Genomic DNA, 16,255 nt, shown 5'->3' on the forward strand with positions numbered 1-16,255 from the left:
GATGAATACGCTTTCAGTTGGGGCGATCGCCTCCATGGATCTGAATCGGGAAAGTCCCCGATTTCAAGCCGTACAACAGCTTCTGAACACTCGTCTAGGGTTCGATCGCCCGCAACTCGATCCAGCTCTGGTGTCTTTAATTCAAGCAGTACGGGAATATGGAGCGGCGATCGCCTCGGAACTTCAGTTCCCCAGCTCCCAGGATGAGGAATGGCGGTTTACAGATATTTCTCGCCTCTTGGGGGTGAATTTCCAACCCGCTACTTTTCCGGAGGAAACCCTCAAGATTGATATTACGCCCTTTATCCTACCCGAGGCAGCAAACAGTCGCCTGGTATTCGTCAATGGGGTGTATTCTCCCGATCTCTCGGATCTCTCTGGCGTGAATTTAGAAACCGTCACCCATCTCTTATCAGGGGTGGTTCCGGAAGCTAAACTCAATCCCTATTTGGGCAAACAACCGGGGACTCAAGAGGTGTTTACTGCCCTAAATAGCGCCAGCTTACAGGATGGGGCGCTGGTTTGGATACCAGCCAATCAGGTTGTCGAAACGCCGATTCATGTGCTGTTTTTATCGGCGGAGAATGGGGAACCGGCACTTGCCAGTCCTCGGACTTTAGTGGTTGCTGGAGCGAACAGTTCTGTTACCCTAGTTGAACAGTACGTTACCATTAGCAGTTGTCCCGCCGCTCCCGGAATTACGCCCTATTTCAGTAATGCAGTTACGGAAGTTTGGTTAGAGGATAACGCCCAGGTTAACCATACTCGCATTCAGCAAGAAGGACAGCAAAGTATCCACATCAGCAAAACCGCAATTTTCCAAAACCGCGACAGTCGATATACCCTGAATGGCATTAGTCTAGGGGCGGGTTTATCCCGTCACACCATTGATGCGATCCAGCAGGGAGAAGGAACCCAAACGACTCTCAATGGCTTAACTGAAATCACCGGCAAACAATGCTCTGATACCCATAGTAGTATTAATCATTTGTATCCCAATGGCAACAGCAACCAACTGCATAAATGCATTGTGGATCGGAATGCCCATGCTATTTTCAATGGCAAAGTTTTTGTGCCTAAAGCTGCTCAGTTAACCAATGCCCAGCAGCTCAATCGCAATTTAATTTTGTCAGACAAAGCAAAAGTAGACACCAAACCCCAACTGCAAATTACCGCCGATAATGTCAAATGCTCCCATGGGGCAACGGTGAGTCAGTTAGAAGAGGAAGAGGTCTTTTATTTACAAAGTCGAGGCTTATCTCAAGAAGCGAGTCGTCATTTGTTAATTGATGCCTTTGCCAATGATATTTTATCTCGTATTCCCCTAACTTCCTTGCAAACTACCCTGGCTCAGTGTCTCTCGTGCCGGACTCATTTTTGATCTGTGTGAGCCAACCTAAAAAAGGGGGGAAATAAAACATCTCTATCCCCCCATCTCCCTATCTCCCCATCCCCCAAACTTTCCCTAATCATTCTCTATTCATAACCCTATGATGACGTTTACCCAGCCCAAACCCCTAGCTGCCCTTGTCCGAGATGATTTTCCTATTCTTCATCAGGAAGCTCACGGACATCCTTTAGTGTATTTGGATAATGCGGCGACTTCCCAAAAACCCAGGGTTGTTTTAGAGACTTTACAGCACTATTACCAGCGAGATAATGCCAATGTGCATCGGGGGGTTCATTTACTCAGTTGTCGCGCTACAGAAGCTTATGAAGGGGCTAGGGATAAGGTTGCAGGGTTTGTGAATGCGCGATCGCGTAATGAAATCGTCTTTACCCGGAATGCTAGTGAAGCGGTTAACCTCGTTGCCTATGCTTGGGGATTAAATACATTAAAGCCAGGGGATGAAATCATTACTTCGGTGATGGAGCATCATAGTAATTTAGTGCCTTGGCAAATGATTGCCCAGAAAACCGGCGCAGTCCTAAAGTTTGTCGAGCTAACAGACACGGAAGAATTCAATTTTGAGCAGTTTAAGTCCTTGCTCAGTTCCCAAACCAAATTAGTTACAGTTGTCCATGGTTCTAATACATTGGGCTGTATTAATCCAGTGGAAGACATCGTGCAGGAAGCCCATAAAATCGGAGCAAAAGTTTTAATTGATGCCTGCCAAAGTGCCCCCCATTTAAAGTTAGATGTTCAAGCCATTGACTGTGATTGGTTAGTGGCTTCTGGTCATAAGATGTGCGGTCCTACTGGCATTGGGTTCTTGTATGGCAAATTAGAATTACTTGAAGCGATGCCGCCCTTTTTGGGGGGTGGGGAAATGATTGCTGAAGTATTTCTCGATCGCGCCACCTATGCCGAACTGCCCCATAAATTTGAAGCCGGAACCCCTGCCATTGCCGAGGCGATCGCCCTGGGTGCAGCCGTCGATTATTTAACCGGTATTGGATTAGACAAAATACACGCCTACGAATTGGAGTTAACCGATTACTTGTTTGAGCAACTCCTACAGATTCCCGAAGTCAGAATTTATGGCCCAAAACCGAGGAAAAACAAGATTAGAGCTTCTCTAGCAACCTTTACCACGGGCGAGATTCACGTTAATGATATCTCCTCTCTGTTGGATCAATCGGGCGTAGCAATTCGTACCGGACACCATTGTACTCAACCCTTACACCGAATTTTAGGGATTAATTCCAGCGCTAGAGCGAGTTTATATTTCTATAATACGTTTGCAGAAATCGATCGCTTTATTGTTGCTCTGAAAGAGACTTTAGCGTTTTTCAAAAGTATTTTGTAACGCACTGCCGAAATGTATAGCTATTGCTAGAGTGCTTCACAGTTCTGTCCTAATCAACTCTTTCTCTGCTAGAGATCGGGACAATTTTGCTGTTTGCTGTTTTCTGTTGCTGCTGGAGATGATTGAGCAAATAGAAAAAGACGAATAAATTCAACCCTAAAAGGATGACATGATTAACGGAAGGATGGTGAATCGATTGCCAAACTTCCACCGGTAGAGGTAACCCAGCTAATAGGATAACGAGGAAATTTCCCCAGGATTTTCCATACCATAACCCTAGGGTTGCTGTGCCTAATCCTAGGGCATAAACACTAGCAATTCTGGCAATCCATTGCAGTTCGGACACTTGATGATGGAGGAGGTAATGGACAATCCATTCAATGGTGCTGTATTCTCCATTAACCAAGTAGTCTTCTGCCCACTGGGCGATCGCCTCATAATTTCTCCAACTCCAAGCCGAGGCGATCGCTAGAACAGCCATTTAGCACCCTCTCAACCAAAGCTTAACCTGAAGATTACCTGTTTATGAATGTAACGTCCTAGACTAGTAAGGGAACCGACATTAACTCATACACTAGGACTTTTGTATGGTTTCCTCACTTCTGCCTACCCGTAATTCTCAAATCCAATTCCGTGAACTGCTTGAAGACCTCTATCAAGGTCGGAGTTTAGTAGACTTTGTTGGTGGGCAAATAATTCCCCTCAATTCTAGTGATATTTGGGTGGTCTGTCGGGGTGTAGTGAGTTTAAGTTCCATTCAAACCAATGGTGAGGAATCCTTATTAGGCTTCGCAGTCCCTTCTATGCCCTTTGGTTTACCCTTAACCCGGATTGAAAGTTATCAAGCTATTGCTCTGTCGAATGTCGGTTTAATGCGCTTTACCCTGACCGAAATTGAAACATCTCCCATCTTATGCAGCAGTTTATGGGAGCAATTGAGTCGTCGTTTACGGCAAACTGAATCAATTCTGGCTTTAGTCAGTTATCGACGCGTAAAAGAGCGCTTAGAACAATTACTGTTATTATTAGCTCACGAAATGGGCCAACCCACTGAAGAAGGTCGAGGTATACGCTTACCGGTGAAGTTAACCCATCAGAATTTAGCCAAAACCATTGGCACAACCCGGGTAACCGTCACTCGGTTAATGAAAGAGCTGCGCCAAGATCAATGGTTAACCCTAGACTCGGAGCGTCATATTACTCTCCAGAAGGGTTAATTGCGCTTGAGTTCTGGAGTTGGGCAAGAAACCAAGTGCCGACTGTGGTATTATTGGAAGTGCGATCGCGCTCCAAACCCATTTCCAGCAGTCCAATTGCTAACCCCAGTAACACCATCGATTCTCGGATTCTTCGACTCCCACCATTGCTCATCATTTCAAAAGCAATAATTTCAGTTTTTTTCACATCCACTATCTAATTACTCATTACCCCGCAAAGCACTATATTGCCCAGAAGGTTGATAATCAAACAACCACTTAAACTGTAAATCTCCTAACCAAGTCGGTGTTAAGCGGTAAATCCAGTTCCGCACCTGACAACTCAGAGAATTTTCTAATTGACCCAAAGAACTGATTTGGCGCGAAGATTCAAACACTTGGGTAATGCGTGGTGTACGGCGTTGCTCAAATTGTCGTAGAGTTTGAGCAAGTTGGGATAAATCGGCACAAGTTTTAATTGAGTACACTAATTCATAGGCATCTTCAATGGCCATGCATCCCCCTTGACCAATACTCGGTTGCACAGGATGGGCAGCATCTCCAATTAAGGTAACTCGATTTTTGCCCCAAACTGGGGTTAGAGGTAAACGGTCATAAATGTTATCTTCATAAATATCGGTTTCTTCAAGGGCTTCAATAATTTGAGGCACTGGTGAGCTGTAGTGTTTAAACAGTTGGCGCAAGAGCGATTTTCGGGTTCCGGGTTGACTCCTAGGACTCTCTAGAGGCACATTATCAAAGGCATAAAAGGAGCGTTGACCGTCGCCTATGGTAAAATAAGCGAGGCGATTGCCTTTTCCCCAATATTCCATCCAACTATACTCTGGATTAAAATTAATTCCTTCTGGGTTAAAACATCCACGCCAACATCGCATCCCACTATACACCGGGGGTTCTAGCACCTCGTCTGCATTCAAAGATACTCGAACTTGAGAATAGAGTCCATCCGCACCAACCAAAACATCACCCCAGGTTGTCTCCCCATCCTCAAAACAAACCTCGATTTTTTCCTCCTTTTCCCTAACCTCCACAAACTTCTTGTTGGTTTGCACAATACCTGACAGCAGTGCATCATATAACAGTTTCTGTAAGACAGGACGACCCAGACAAACCCCTAAATCCGAGCAATTAACAAACTCAGGAGAGTTAATATATAAAGGCTTTCCTTGTGCATTGCTAAAGCCCCCTTTCTTAATTTTCCCCCCTTTTTCATAAAGTGCTTTAGCCAAGCCCAATTTCTCATAGACACTCATGGCATTGCGTTGGATAAAAATACCTCCCGGCCCCGATACCATGCCTTCCCATGTCCGTTTTTCATAGAGTTCTACCTCTAATCCAGCTTGGACACAGGCAATAGCACAGGTTAATCCACCAATACCACCACCAATAATAATTACTTTTGGGGTCATGACTGATACCCTATAGATTTAAGGAATAAAATAATTGTAAATCACAATCCGATCGCCGTCTAAACCCCATGAATCCCACTCCCTTACCTCCTATCTGTGGCTCAGAAGCAGAAATTAGCGCCATTGTCCAAGAACAAACCTCCATTTATCGCTCTGCAACCTGGAATATCAACCAGATTAGTGCTGCCTTTGCTTGTGCCCTGCATATGCACCAACCGACGATTCCCGCAGGGAAAAATGGGGCATTGATCAGCAATTTACACTATATGTTTGAGCATCTCCAAGAAGGAGATAATCACAACGCAGCTCCCTTTGCTTGGTGTTATCAACGGATGGGAGAATTTATCCCAGAATTGGTTAATCAAGGCTGTCATCCACGCATCATGTTGGATTATTCCGGTAACCTGCTTTGGGGATTACAACAAATGGGGCGCGAGGATATTCTAGACTCTCTAAAAATCTTGACAAAATCCCCTTATTCTGATTGTGTAGAATGGTTGGGAACGATGTGGAGTCATGCCGTAGTTCCCTCTACGCCCATTCCCGATCTTAAATTGCATATTCTGGCATGGCAGCATCAATTTAGAGCAATTTTTGGTACAGAAGCTCTAAAGCGAGTTAAGGGATTTTCGCCACCAGAAATGCATCTTCCCAACCATCCAGATACCCTCTTTGAATATATTAAAGCCTTAAAAGAATGTGGCTATCGCTGGTTATTGGTACAGGAACATTCAGTTGAGCGTTTAGATGGCAGCCCTCTGGATCGGGACGATAAATATGTGCCCAATTGTTTAATTGCTCGCAATTCCCAAGGGCAAGAAATCAGTATTATCGCTTTGATTAAAACTCAAGGTTCAGATACGAAGTTGGTCGCACAAATGCAACCCTATCATGAAGCGAAAACGCGCTCTAGAAGAACCTTGGGAAATGTGAATTTGCCTAGTTGTGTCACTCAAATTGCTGATGGTGAAAATGGGGGTGTGATGATGAATGAGTATCCCCGTGATTTTCATCCGGTATGGCATCAGATTAAAGGCAATGGTCAAGAAAATAATGGAGTTGTTGGCTTGAATGGGACAGAATATTTAGAATTACTCGAAAGTGCCGGAGTGAAGCCAGAAGATTATCCCGTTTGTCAGGCTGTACAGCAGCATAGAATCTGGCAAGAATTGGGGGATGATGTGAATCCAGAGAAAGTGCAAGGGATGTTAAATCAATTAAAGGAAAATGACCCCAATTTTCATCTGGATGGAGCCTCTTGGACAAACGATCTGAGTTGGATAAAAGGGTATGAAAATGTCTTAGAACCGATGCATCATTTAAGTGCTTTGTTTCATCAAAAGTATGAGGGTTTAGTAGCCCAAGATTCAACCGTTACTCAACAGGAAGATTATCAACAGGCGCTGCTCTATGTTCTACTGCTGGAAACCAGTTGTTTTCGCTATTGGGGACAGGGAACTTGGACGGATTATGCAAAGATGTTGTACGAGCGGGGAATGGAGATCCTACATGATTAAGAGCGATCGCACTTTTCTGAACAGATGTTAATATCAAAGTAGTATAACCCGATCGCTTGTAAGAATAGAGATTGCCTATGAGTTCTTTTGCCGTCTCTCCTTCTATCCTCCCCACTGCCGAACAACGCCTAGTTTTGTCAGGAGTCAGTTGGCGGCAATATGAACTCTTGTTAGCCACTCTGGGAAATGATTTTCCTAACTTGCGACTGAGTTACCTAGAAGGAGTCCTCGAAATTATGGCCACTTCCGCAGAGCATGAAGAACTGAAAAAAATGATTGGAATGCTTTTGGAAGCCTACTTTCAAGAAGCGCGGATTCGTTTTCATGCTATCGGTTCAGCGACGTTTCGTAAGGAGATGGCGCAAAGAGGACTGGAACCCGATGAGTGTTACTGTCTGGATCATAAGAAAGAATTCCCGGATCTAGCGATCGAAGTGGTCGTCACAAGCGGTATGGTGGATAAATTGCAGATTTATCAAGGTTTGGGAGTCCAGGAAGTGTGGCAATGGAAAGAGGGGAAGTTTTCGTTGTATCACTTGCACTCTACAGGATATGAGGCGATCGCCAAAAGTGAGCTTCTCCCCAACCTAGATGTATCTCTCTTAGCCAGTCATGTCAAACCTAGCGAACAATTCGATGCAGTAATGGATTTTCGCGATCGCCTTCGCCCCTTGAGTTAAAGCTTATTTTATCACTAAAAAACCCGCCGTAGCGGGCAAAACAAACAACAGAGAACAGACAGAGATGAATGATCTTAACTCATACTCAACACCATACCCATCAACGTCTCTAAATGACCGGTACAAGCTTGTACCATCTGATGGGTCATGGGGAGGCTATCGATCACCATTCCCGTACACAATACCATCATATACAAAATCGAATACTTAAACATGGATTTGGCTAACGGCAGATCCTTGGGATTTTGGTATAAAACCCAAGCTTTTTGAAGGAAAATTCCTCCTAAAACCAAAGCAAACCCGCCATAGACTGCTCCACAAACTCCCAAGGGATAAATCAACATCAACGAAACGGGAACCACCAATAAAGAATAGATCCAAATTTGCTCGGTGGTCACTTCTTCCCCTTCTACCACAGGTAACATGGGCACGTTTACAGTGGCATAATCTTCCCGAATCATCAGAGCTAAAGCCCAGAAATGGGGTGGAGTCCAAAGGAAAATTAAGGCAAATAATAACCAAGCTGCCCAACTTAATTCCCCAGTAACTGCGGCCCAACCCACTAAGGGAGGGATTGACCCAGCCGCTCCACCAATGACAATGTTTTGGGGGGTATTGCGCTTGAGCATGTGGGTATAGACGACCATGTAAAAGACAATGCCCATCATGGCCAAAAGAGCGGCTTGCAGATTAGCAAATAGGGTTAATAATCCAAAGGATAATCCAGCCAGAATTAAGGCAAAAATTAGTGCATGTCGCGGTTGGACTTTTCCAGAAGGAAGGGGACGCTTGCGCGTGCGTATCATCGCATAATCAATATCCAGGTCATAAATGCAGTTGAGGGTTTGGGCGGACGCAGCAGCTAAGGTTCCCCCAGTAAGGGTAACGAGTAAGAGGATGGGATCGATTTTGCCTTCTGAAGCAATCCACATACTGGCGGCTGTGGTAATCAGGAGTAGGGGGATAATACGAGGTTTAGTGAGTTGATAGTAATTGCGCCAGGTCTCCAGAAGAGCGTGTTGAACAGAAGAGATGGAAAGTCTTGCGGTGTCTTGCATAGATCGATATGGCGCTTCGCGCTGATATAGGGCATTAGTGATCAAAGAAATGTTTTTCCTACTGGAGATCGGGGAGAATGTGGCGATCGCGAAGCGAAACGGAGTTTTATCGCCTCAGTGATTCGGAGCATTATCGCGCCATGCTAAAACTGAAAAGGCAGTTAAAATCCCCAATAAACATGCGCCAATGGTTTGATGGGCAACTGTTAGGGGTTCCACTTGTAGATGTAACCACAACGTCCCCACTCCCAGCAGAATTTGTAAGACTAAAAGACCTGCTGCATAGTGAATTAAGCGCCGTAGCAGGGGGTGCAGCGCCGGAGTACGTCGGGCCCAGATAATCAGGATAGCAGTGGCGATCAAGGGAGGAAGTACGCCAGCAATATGGCTATGCATAATTGCACAAAGCTGATTTCCGCCTAAGCATTGATGAACGGCCCATTGGGAAGCGACGAGCACTCCTAAAATACTTTGAATGTAGACCAAGCTGGCCGCTACTGTGCCGATCCAGGGCAGTTTCCCGGTTGCTCCTGTGCCGTTATAGGGTAACAATAACATCCAGATGATGACCAGACTGAGGAAGAATAAGAGAGCAGTTCCCAGGTGAGCGGCCACAATATCAAACCGCAAGAGTTGAGTAACTGTGAGGCCTCCAAGTAGTCCTTGGAAGACCACTAGCCCTAAACTCCCAGTTGCAGCCCAGGGTAACCATTGGGGGAGTTCCTGACGATACCACCAGGATAAACCCATGAGGAAAATTGCCCCTAAGCCAATTAAACTGGCATCCAAACGATGGAACCATTCCAGAAATACCTGTAGATTCATCTGTTGGGTTGGCACTAAGGTTCCGTAACACAGGGGCCAATCTGGACAAGCTAAACCCGCATTCATCACCCGAGTCGCGCTACCCACTGCCATTAAAAGTACGGTGGCTACTACAAGCTTGACGACTAAATTGAGGATTCTTTGTTTAGGGTGAACTTGATGCTTGGATTCTATTTGTTCATGGAGAGTGAAATTAGCCATGTCCCTACTCACGTTCGTTTATGCAATAAATTATCAATCCATGTTAAACAATTCGTGAGCGAATGCTCACCAACCGAAAATAGAGGGTAAGACCATTTGGCCTAATGCCACTGGTCTACTACTGTAATCAGGCGATCGCCAATCCCAGCCAGGCTTTTGTTTTTCTTTCGATTCTCAATCATCGGTAATGGGTAAGTGACTCTCTTTGCGTCTGGAGTGTCTCCCCATTCCTGAAAAAAGTATTAAGGATAGCTTAGGATAACGCCTGGATCGAGAAGACCTGCTCTAACGTAAGTAGAGAAGTGAAGATTCTCTTCTTTATAAAAAGGGATCTCATGCTTCAGAACCGCGTGGCTCGCGGGAATAGTCTGTGGAGCGAACATAAACCATAAACTCGCGACTAGGGTGGAGGCAGTTCTCAGAAGCAGAAACCTAAAGCCTCCTGCGGAGGGTAGCTCTCGCTAACGTGAGGTTTCCGCTTCGCGGACATGAATTAGGAATCACCGTGGCAACAGCGCCCGGTGAGGATGTCAAACGTTCAACCCCTTGAAGATGGATCAGCATAATCACTGTGAATATTCCGAGTAACATTATCACCCTAATTGCTGGTATTCTCTTAACTCTGATCAGCCTCTGGTTTGGTCAAAATCATGGTTTGATGCCTGTAGCTGCTTCCGAGGAAGCGCCCTGGATCGATGGACTATTTAATACTATGATGACCATTTCCATCGGTCTGTTCTTACTGGTTCAGGGTATTCTGATCTTTTCGATCGTGCGCTTCCGCCAGCGGCCGGGAGACGAAACGGATGGTCCCCCGATTGAAGGCAATATTCCCCTAGAAATTGTCTGGACAGCAATTCCAGCCATGATTGTTTTAGGCTTGGGGGTCTATAGCTTCGATGTGTATACCAATATGGGCGGACTCGATCCGATGGCATCCCACGATCGTGGTCAACAGGTAGCCCATATAGAGGGAGCTGCGATCGCCGCGTCCCTGTCACAAGAAGCACCGACACTGGAAAAAGCAAATCGTCGAGTGGCGATCGGTATTGGCGCAGATCCCGATGAAATCGGCAAAGCCCCCGATCTCGTTGTGGATGTTCTCGGTCTCCAATATGCTTGGATCTTTACCTATCCAGAAACCGGCATTGTCAGTGGAGACCTACATATGCCTGTAGACCGAGATGTACAACTGAACATTAAAGCTGCTGACGTGATTCACTCCCTGTGGATACCCCAATTCCGGGTCAAACAAGATGCCATCCCCGGTCGGGAAACAGAACTGCGCTTGCGCCCCAGAGAACCGGGAACCTATCCCGTTGTTTGCGCTGAATTGTGCGGTTCCTACCATGGAGGGATGAGAACCCAAACCATCGTTGAATCCGCAGAAGACTTTGACCAATGGGTAAATGAGCAAATCGCCTCAGTGGATGGAGAAAATCTGGGAACCCCAGTAGCCAACCTCTCCTCCGAGGAATATCTAGCGCCCTATACCCAAGAAATGGGTATGGACGAGAGTGCCCTCAAAGCCATGGGCACTATGGGCAATGAACACCATCATTCCCTGTAATCTCAGGTCTAGCTCATTCCTTAAAAGGGGGATTTTTAAGGGAAAAATTGGTTTCCCTATTCCCTATTCCCTATTCCCTATTCCCTAATATCTATGTCACAACCACAAGAATCAGCCGCTGTTGAAGCCTATCGTCCCAGTTGGCGAGATTTCTTAAGCTTCAGCACCGACCACAAAATAATCGGGATGCAATACCTGGTGACCTCCTTTGTTTTCTACATTCTCGGAGGACTCTTAGCCGTTGGTATCCGTACCGAATTAGCCACTCCAGAAGTGGATTTTGTCAGCCGCGAACTCTATAACGGTTTGTTTACGGTTCATGGAACCGTGATGATTTTCCTTTGGATTGTTCCTGCTGGTGCCGGTTTAGCCAACTACCTGGTTCCTCTGATGATTGGGGCTAAGGATATGGCCTTTCCTCGGCTCAACGCTGTTGCCTTCTGGTTAATTATTCCAGGGGGCATTTTGTTGATGTCAAGTTTCTTTGTTGGCGCTCCTGGAGCAGGCTGGACTGCCTATCCTCCCTTAAGTACGACAGGCGATAAGGCAGGGGAATTCATTTGGATTATCAGTGTGCTGTTGTTGGGAACCTCTTCCATTCTGGGGGGGATCAACTTCATGACCACAATTGTGAACATGAGAATGCCTGGCATGGGGATTTATGATATGCCCCTATTTTGCTGGGCAACTGTTTCCGTTTCCATCTTAATTTTGATGTCTACCCCGGTTTTAGCGGGCGCACTGGTCCTGTTAGCCTTTGACTTAATGGCGGGGACTTCTTTCTTTAATCCCACCGGTGGCGGCGATCCGATTGTCTATCAGCACCTGTTCTGGTTTTATTCCCATCCAGCGGTGTACATCATGATTGTCCCCCTGTTTGGTGTAATTTCAGAAATTATTCCCGTGCATTCACGTAAACCTATCTTTGGGTATAAGGCGATCGCCTACTCCAGTCTCGTCATCAGTTTCCTGGGCTTGATTGTTTGGGCCCACCATATGTTTACCAGCGGCACTCCCGGATGGTTGCGGATGTTCTTCATGGTTGCCACCATGATCATCGCCGTACCTACTGGAATCAAAGTCTTTAGCTGGATCGCCACCCTTTGGGGCGGTAAAATTCGGCTCAACAGTGCCATGCTATTTGCCCTCGGCTTCGTTTCCCTCTTCGTGGTGGGTGGCTTAAGCGGCATCATGTTAGCCTCTGCCCCCTTTGATATCCACGTTCACGATACCTATTTTGTCGTCGCCCACTTGCACTATGTCCTATTCGGGGGCAGTGTTTTCGGCATTTATAGTGCGATTTATCACTGGTTCCCCAAAATGACCGGCAGAATGCTCAATGAGACCTGGGGTAAAGTACATTTTGTACTAACATTCCTCGGCTTTAACCTTTGCTTCCTCCCCATGCATTGGTTAGGCTTACAAGGAATGCCTCGCCGGGTAGCCGAATACGATCCTCAATTTGCCACCATTAATATGGTGTGTACAGTGGGTTCAATTCTTCTCGCTATCTCCACCTTGCCTTTCTTAATTAATGCCACTTGGAGTTGGTTAGCTGGCTCTGTTGCACCGGCTAATCCTTGGAATGGCTTAACCCTAGAATGGTTAACCGCTTCTCCACCGCCAGTGGAAAATTTCTTAGAACCCCCCGTTCTTTGGTCTGGCCCCTATGATTATGGGATTGATACTGAAGAATCAGAAGAGGAAAAATCGGTGGATGAATTGTTAGCAGAAATGAAACCCTCTGCTTAGTTGGGCACGGAAACTAGAAACCGGGTTTCTACGAAAATCTGGCATAGAATCGCAAAACTTGCCAGAAACCCGGTTTCTCCCAACGCCCCATTCCCTATTCCCTATTCCCTAATTGGAGGATTTTTGTATGCAAAGTTCTGCTGAAGCCACAGCAACTGTAATGGGATATGCCGAAGAAACTCACGGGGTATCCCATCATGAAGAACATCCAGATCATCGCATATTCGGGATTCTGATGTTCCTGATTGCGGAGTCGATGATCTTTTTGGGATTGTTTGCCGCTTATCTTACGTTTAAGCTCACCTCACCCGACTGGCAACCGGAAGGCACAGAACTGGAATTGCTTCTACCTGGCATTAATACCATCATTCTGATTTCCAGTAGTTTTGTCATTCATAAGGCTGGGGATGCGATTAAAAATAAAGGTGATGAAAAAGGACTCCGACTCTGGTTTGGAATTACTGCCCTCATGGGAATTGTGTTCCTCATCGGACAGTTGTATGAGTATTTCCATCTCAGCTTTGGCTTAACCGATAATGTGTTTGCCAGTACGTTTTATGTGCTGACAGGCTTCCATGGTTTACACGTTTTGTTCGGATTAGTGTTAATTTTGGGTGTATTGTGGCGATCGCGCGTTTCCGGTCACTATTCCCAAGAGTCCCACTTTGGTGTAGAAGCCGCCGAGATTTACTGGCACTTTGTTGATGTGGTCTGGATTGTCCTGTTTACCTTGTTATATATCCTGTAGATAATCCACTATTTGCCCACATCATGTTGGAAAAACAGGGTTTTTGGCAAAAACCCTGTTTTTCCTTTTTCCTATTGCTATTCGTGCCTATTGCCAAATCATAACCTAATCGTCCTTACTCGCTCATTCACTGCTATCGTAAAGAAAAAAGGCTAACATCAACCCTTCGTATAACCATTGATCAATTGAATAATCCCTTGATCGTCAAATTCATCCAGTTTTTGCATGATTTGCTGACAAAATCCATGATAACCGATATTGTTTTTTTGAATCGCTTTTACCTCTATTTCAATAGCCTCAATATCGCCAATTTTCGCCACTTCAATAATTTTTTCCAACGATTCTAGAGGCGGGATTTCTTGTGATTTTGGAAGATTGATCGGTTCAACAGCCGGGTTGGAAGGGACTAGAGAGCGAGTTTCCCAGTCCAAATATAGATACTTTTTCAACAGAGAAAACAATTGCTGAAAATCAATCGGTTTACTCAAGAAATCATCACACCCAGCCTCAAGACTGGCGACTTGATCTTGACTTAAGACGCTGGCACTCGAAGCAATAACCGTGAGCCCTTCAAACTGGGGTTGAGTGCGAAGTCTACGGGTCATTTCAAAACCATCTAAAATGGGCATGACTAAATCGGTAATAATCAGATCGGGATGGAATATTTGTGCTTGAGCTAATCCCATTTCTCCATTGGACGCTTCGCAACAGTCAAAACCTAGAGAGCGCAACATTTCTCGTAGCATTTGTCGATTGACTTCCTTATCATCAACAATCAGCACTTTGCGTCGGTGGCCAACATAGCCTACAATTTCGTTCTGTTCTTGATGAATAACGGTGCCCCAAGATTCAGCCCTAGGTAGTTCTAAATCAAACCAAAATTGACTCCCTTGACTAAGGATACTGGTGACTTGAATTTCGCTGCCCATCAAGCGTACAATTTGTTGGCTAATGGCTAAACCGAGTCCAGTCCCTTGGGCTTGTTGACTTTTCGAGCCGACTTGTTCAAAGGGCAAGAATATTTTTTGTACTTGCTCTAAGCTCATGCCCACTCCGGTATCTTGGATGCTAAATCTTAACCAGAGGTTTTTTTCGGTAGTTGTCGGTAAGTCTTCAAGGGGATAAACTTGTAAGATGGTGCGCCCTTGATGGGTAAACTTAATCGCATTTCCTAAGAGATTTAAGAGGACTTGACGCAAACGTTTATCATCTGCCATTACGGCCTTGGGTAGTCCTGGGTGTTCGCTATATTGAAATTGAATTCCTTTTTTATCTGCACGAACTCTAGACATTTCTGCGATACCCGAAAGAAAGGCTGGCAAATGAAATTCCTGGGGAATGAGGTCGAGTTTGCGGGCTTCAATTTTGGCTAAATCGAGGATATCGTTGATCAGATTGAGTAAGTGAGTTCCACATTGTTCAATAATTTCTATTCCGTGGCGTTGGGTATTGAGGTCTTGGGTACGTTCCATGATTTGGGTATAGCCGAGAATGCCGTTGAGGGGAGTTCGCAGTTCATGACTCATGTTGGCGAGAAATTCACTTTTGGCTTGATTGGCTTCATCGGCAGCGACGCGAGCTTGCTCGAGTTCTTGGGTATAGATACTGATGCGCTCTACTAGTTGGTTAAAGGCTTGGGCAACGGTGGCAACTTCATCTTGGGTGGTGACTTGGCAACGGAGGTTAAAGTTAGACTGTTGGGTAATTTGGGTGGCAACTTGTTCTAGGGACTGGAGGGGACGAGCGATCGCCGAACTGGTTAAGAAAACCAGTAAACTAGAGAGGAGGAGAGAACTGGCAATACTGACAACAATAATCCACCGCCGCAGATATTCGGCTTGTATGCGTTCATGTTCTGCTCTGTGATATTGGTTATCAATGACTTCTTCAATCCAAACCAAATTTTCTAGCAAGCGGTCAAATTCAATTTCAATTTTTGTGGCTTCTTGGGAGGTGAGAGTATTGATAATTGTTTGCCGTGCGGGTGCAATTTGGTTGGCGGTGAGACTAGGGGGGTCAAGTTGTTGCCAAAGTTTGAGAATGAGAGCTTTATACTGTTGGGTTACCTGACGATATCTGGCTAGGGTGTCTTGCAATTTTGGCAGATCGACATCGGAAGCGCAAGCATAGTTTTGCAAAAACTGCTCAAAGGCTTGGTTTGCTTTTTCTACCCGGTTGATATCAGCAATAAATTTATCCGCTTCATAGCTAAACCAAATTGTATCTCCGAGGATGCCAATGAGTCTTTGGGGATGTAAGCGGATGGCGAGGATGGCATTTTCCTGATCTTTTAAGAGCAGTTGTTGGCGCGAGGCGATCGCCAATTCTTCATTTGCTCTATGCTGATAATATTCTCCAATAAACAGCCCAGCTAAGGAACCACAAATGGCAACTCCCAAGGAGAACCCATATCCGATCGCAATTTTCTGACCAATACTCAGATGATTGATCTGCTTGACTACCCGATCCCTGAAGGATGAGTTAGTCCACCACTGGTTTAATCGATCAATCATCGTCCAACGTAGGGA

The 16,255-nt window shown here is 45.5% G+C and carries 14 protein-coding genes; 8 read left to right on the forward strand and 6 right to left on the reverse strand.

Features of this window, described 5'->3' with window-relative positions; translation table 11 throughout:
- The first annotated feature begins 1 nt into the window (after position 1).
- Both sufD and J7545_RS20270 read left to right on the forward strand, forming a co-directional pair.
- Entirely contained in the window at positions 2 to 1,381 is a 1,380-nt protein-coding gene (gene sufD, locus J7545_RS20265; RefSeq protein WP_318701510.1) for a Fe-S cluster assembly protein SufD, read from the forward strand.
- A gap of 112 nt (positions 1,382 to 1,493) precedes the next feature.
- Entirely contained in the window at positions 1,494 to 2,750 is a 1,257-nt protein-coding gene (locus J7545_RS20270; protein WP_413038709.1) for a SufS family cysteine desulfurase, read from the forward strand.
- 49 nt (positions 2,751 to 2,799) lie between these two features.
- Here the strand turns inward: J7545_RS20270 and J7545_RS20275 are convergent, their stop codons facing one another.
- Positions 2,800 to 3,231, reverse strand: a complete 432-nt coding sequence (locus J7545_RS20275; protein WP_318701512.1) for a DUF2127 domain-containing protein — start codon at positions 3,229 to 3,231, stop codon at positions 2,800 to 2,802.
- 106 nt (positions 3,232 to 3,337) lie between these two features.
- On the opposite strand from J7545_RS20275, the gene J7545_RS20280 reads away from it, so the two are divergent.
- Entirely contained in the window at positions 3,338 to 3,967 is a 630-nt protein-coding gene (locus J7545_RS20280) for a Crp/Fnr family transcriptional regulator (protein WP_318701513.1), read from the forward strand.
- Here the strand turns inward: J7545_RS20280 and J7545_RS20285 are convergent.
- Entirely contained in the window at positions 3,948 to 4,154 is a 207-nt protein-coding gene (locus J7545_RS20285) for a hypothetical protein (protein ID WP_318701514.1), read from the reverse strand. The genes J7545_RS20280 and J7545_RS20285 overlap by 20 nt on opposite strands.
- A gap of 13 nt (positions 4,155 to 4,167) precedes the next feature.
- Positions 4,168 to 5,376: an FAD-dependent monooxygenase gene (locus J7545_RS20290; protein WP_318701515.1), complete on the reverse strand. Its 1,209-nt coding sequence runs from the start codon at positions 5,374 to 5,376 to the stop codon at positions 4,168 to 4,170.
- Positions 5,377 to 5,444: 68 nt separating this feature from the next.
- On the opposite strand from J7545_RS20290, the gene J7545_RS20295 reads away from it, so the two are divergent.
- Both J7545_RS20295 and J7545_RS20300 read left to right on the forward strand, forming a co-directional pair.
- Positions 5,445 to 6,893 carry a glycosyl hydrolase family 57 gene (locus tag J7545_RS20295; RefSeq protein WP_318701516.1) on the forward strand — a complete coding sequence of 483 codons (1,449 nt, stop codon included), beginning with the start codon at positions 5,445 to 5,447 and terminating at the stop codon, positions 6,891 to 6,893.
- A gap of 77 nt (positions 6,894 to 6,970) precedes the next feature.
- A complete protein-coding gene (locus tag J7545_RS20300; protein ID WP_318701517.1) occupies positions 6,971 to 7,573 on the forward strand; it encodes a Uma2 family endonuclease in 603 nt (200 codons plus the stop codon).
- Between the two features lie 74 nt (positions 7,574 to 7,647).
- On the opposite strand, the gene J7545_RS20305 is transcribed toward J7545_RS20300, so the two are convergent.
- Both J7545_RS20305 and J7545_RS20310 read right to left on the reverse strand, forming a co-directional pair.
- A complete protein-coding gene (locus J7545_RS20305) occupies positions 7,648 to 8,631 on the reverse strand; it encodes a heme o synthase (RefSeq protein ID WP_318701518.1) in 984 nt (327 codons plus the stop codon).
- Between the two features lie 114 nt (positions 8,632 to 8,745).
- A complete protein-coding gene (locus J7545_RS20310; protein ID WP_318701519.1) occupies positions 8,746 to 9,657 on the reverse strand; it encodes a heme A synthase in 912 nt (303 codons plus the stop codon).
- A 571-nt stretch (positions 9,658 to 10,228) separates the two neighbouring features.
- Between J7545_RS20310 and J7545_RS20315 the strand changes: the two genes are divergently transcribed.
- The 3 genes from J7545_RS20315 to J7545_RS20325 all read left to right on the forward strand — a co-directional run bounded on the left by J7545_RS20315 (position 10,229) and on the right by J7545_RS20325 (position 13,727).
- Positions 10,229 to 11,227 (forward strand): cytochrome c oxidase subunit II, encoded by a 999-nt coding sequence (locus J7545_RS20315; protein ID WP_318701520.1) that lies wholly within the window; start codon positions 10,229 to 10,231, stop codon positions 11,225 to 11,227.
- A gap of 93 nt (positions 11,228 to 11,320) precedes the next feature.
- The gene (ctaD, locus tag J7545_RS20320) at positions 11,321 to 12,979 is read left to right on the forward strand and encodes a cytochrome c oxidase subunit I (protein ID WP_318701522.1); all 1,659 of its coding nucleotides are present in this window, start codon (positions 11,321 to 11,323) and stop codon (positions 12,977 to 12,979) included.
- A gap of 127 nt (positions 12,980 to 13,106) precedes the next feature.
- Positions 13,107 to 13,727: a heme-copper oxidase subunit III gene (locus J7545_RS20325; protein ID WP_413038708.1), complete on the forward strand. Its 621-nt coding sequence runs from the start codon at positions 13,107 to 13,109 to the stop codon at positions 13,725 to 13,727.
- A 158-nt stretch (positions 13,728 to 13,885) separates the two neighbouring features.
- Here the strand turns inward: J7545_RS20325 and J7545_RS20330 are convergent, their stop codons facing one another.
- Entirely contained in the window at positions 13,886 to 16,240 is a 2,355-nt protein-coding gene (locus J7545_RS20330; RefSeq protein WP_318720065.1) for a response regulator, read from the reverse strand.
- Positions 16,241 to 16,255: the final 15 nt, after the last annotated feature.

The organism is Roseofilum sp. SBFL, assembly GCF_017746885.1.
Classification (GTDB): domain Bacteria; phylum Cyanobacteriota; class Cyanobacteriia; order Cyanobacteriales; family Desertifilaceae; genus Roseofilum.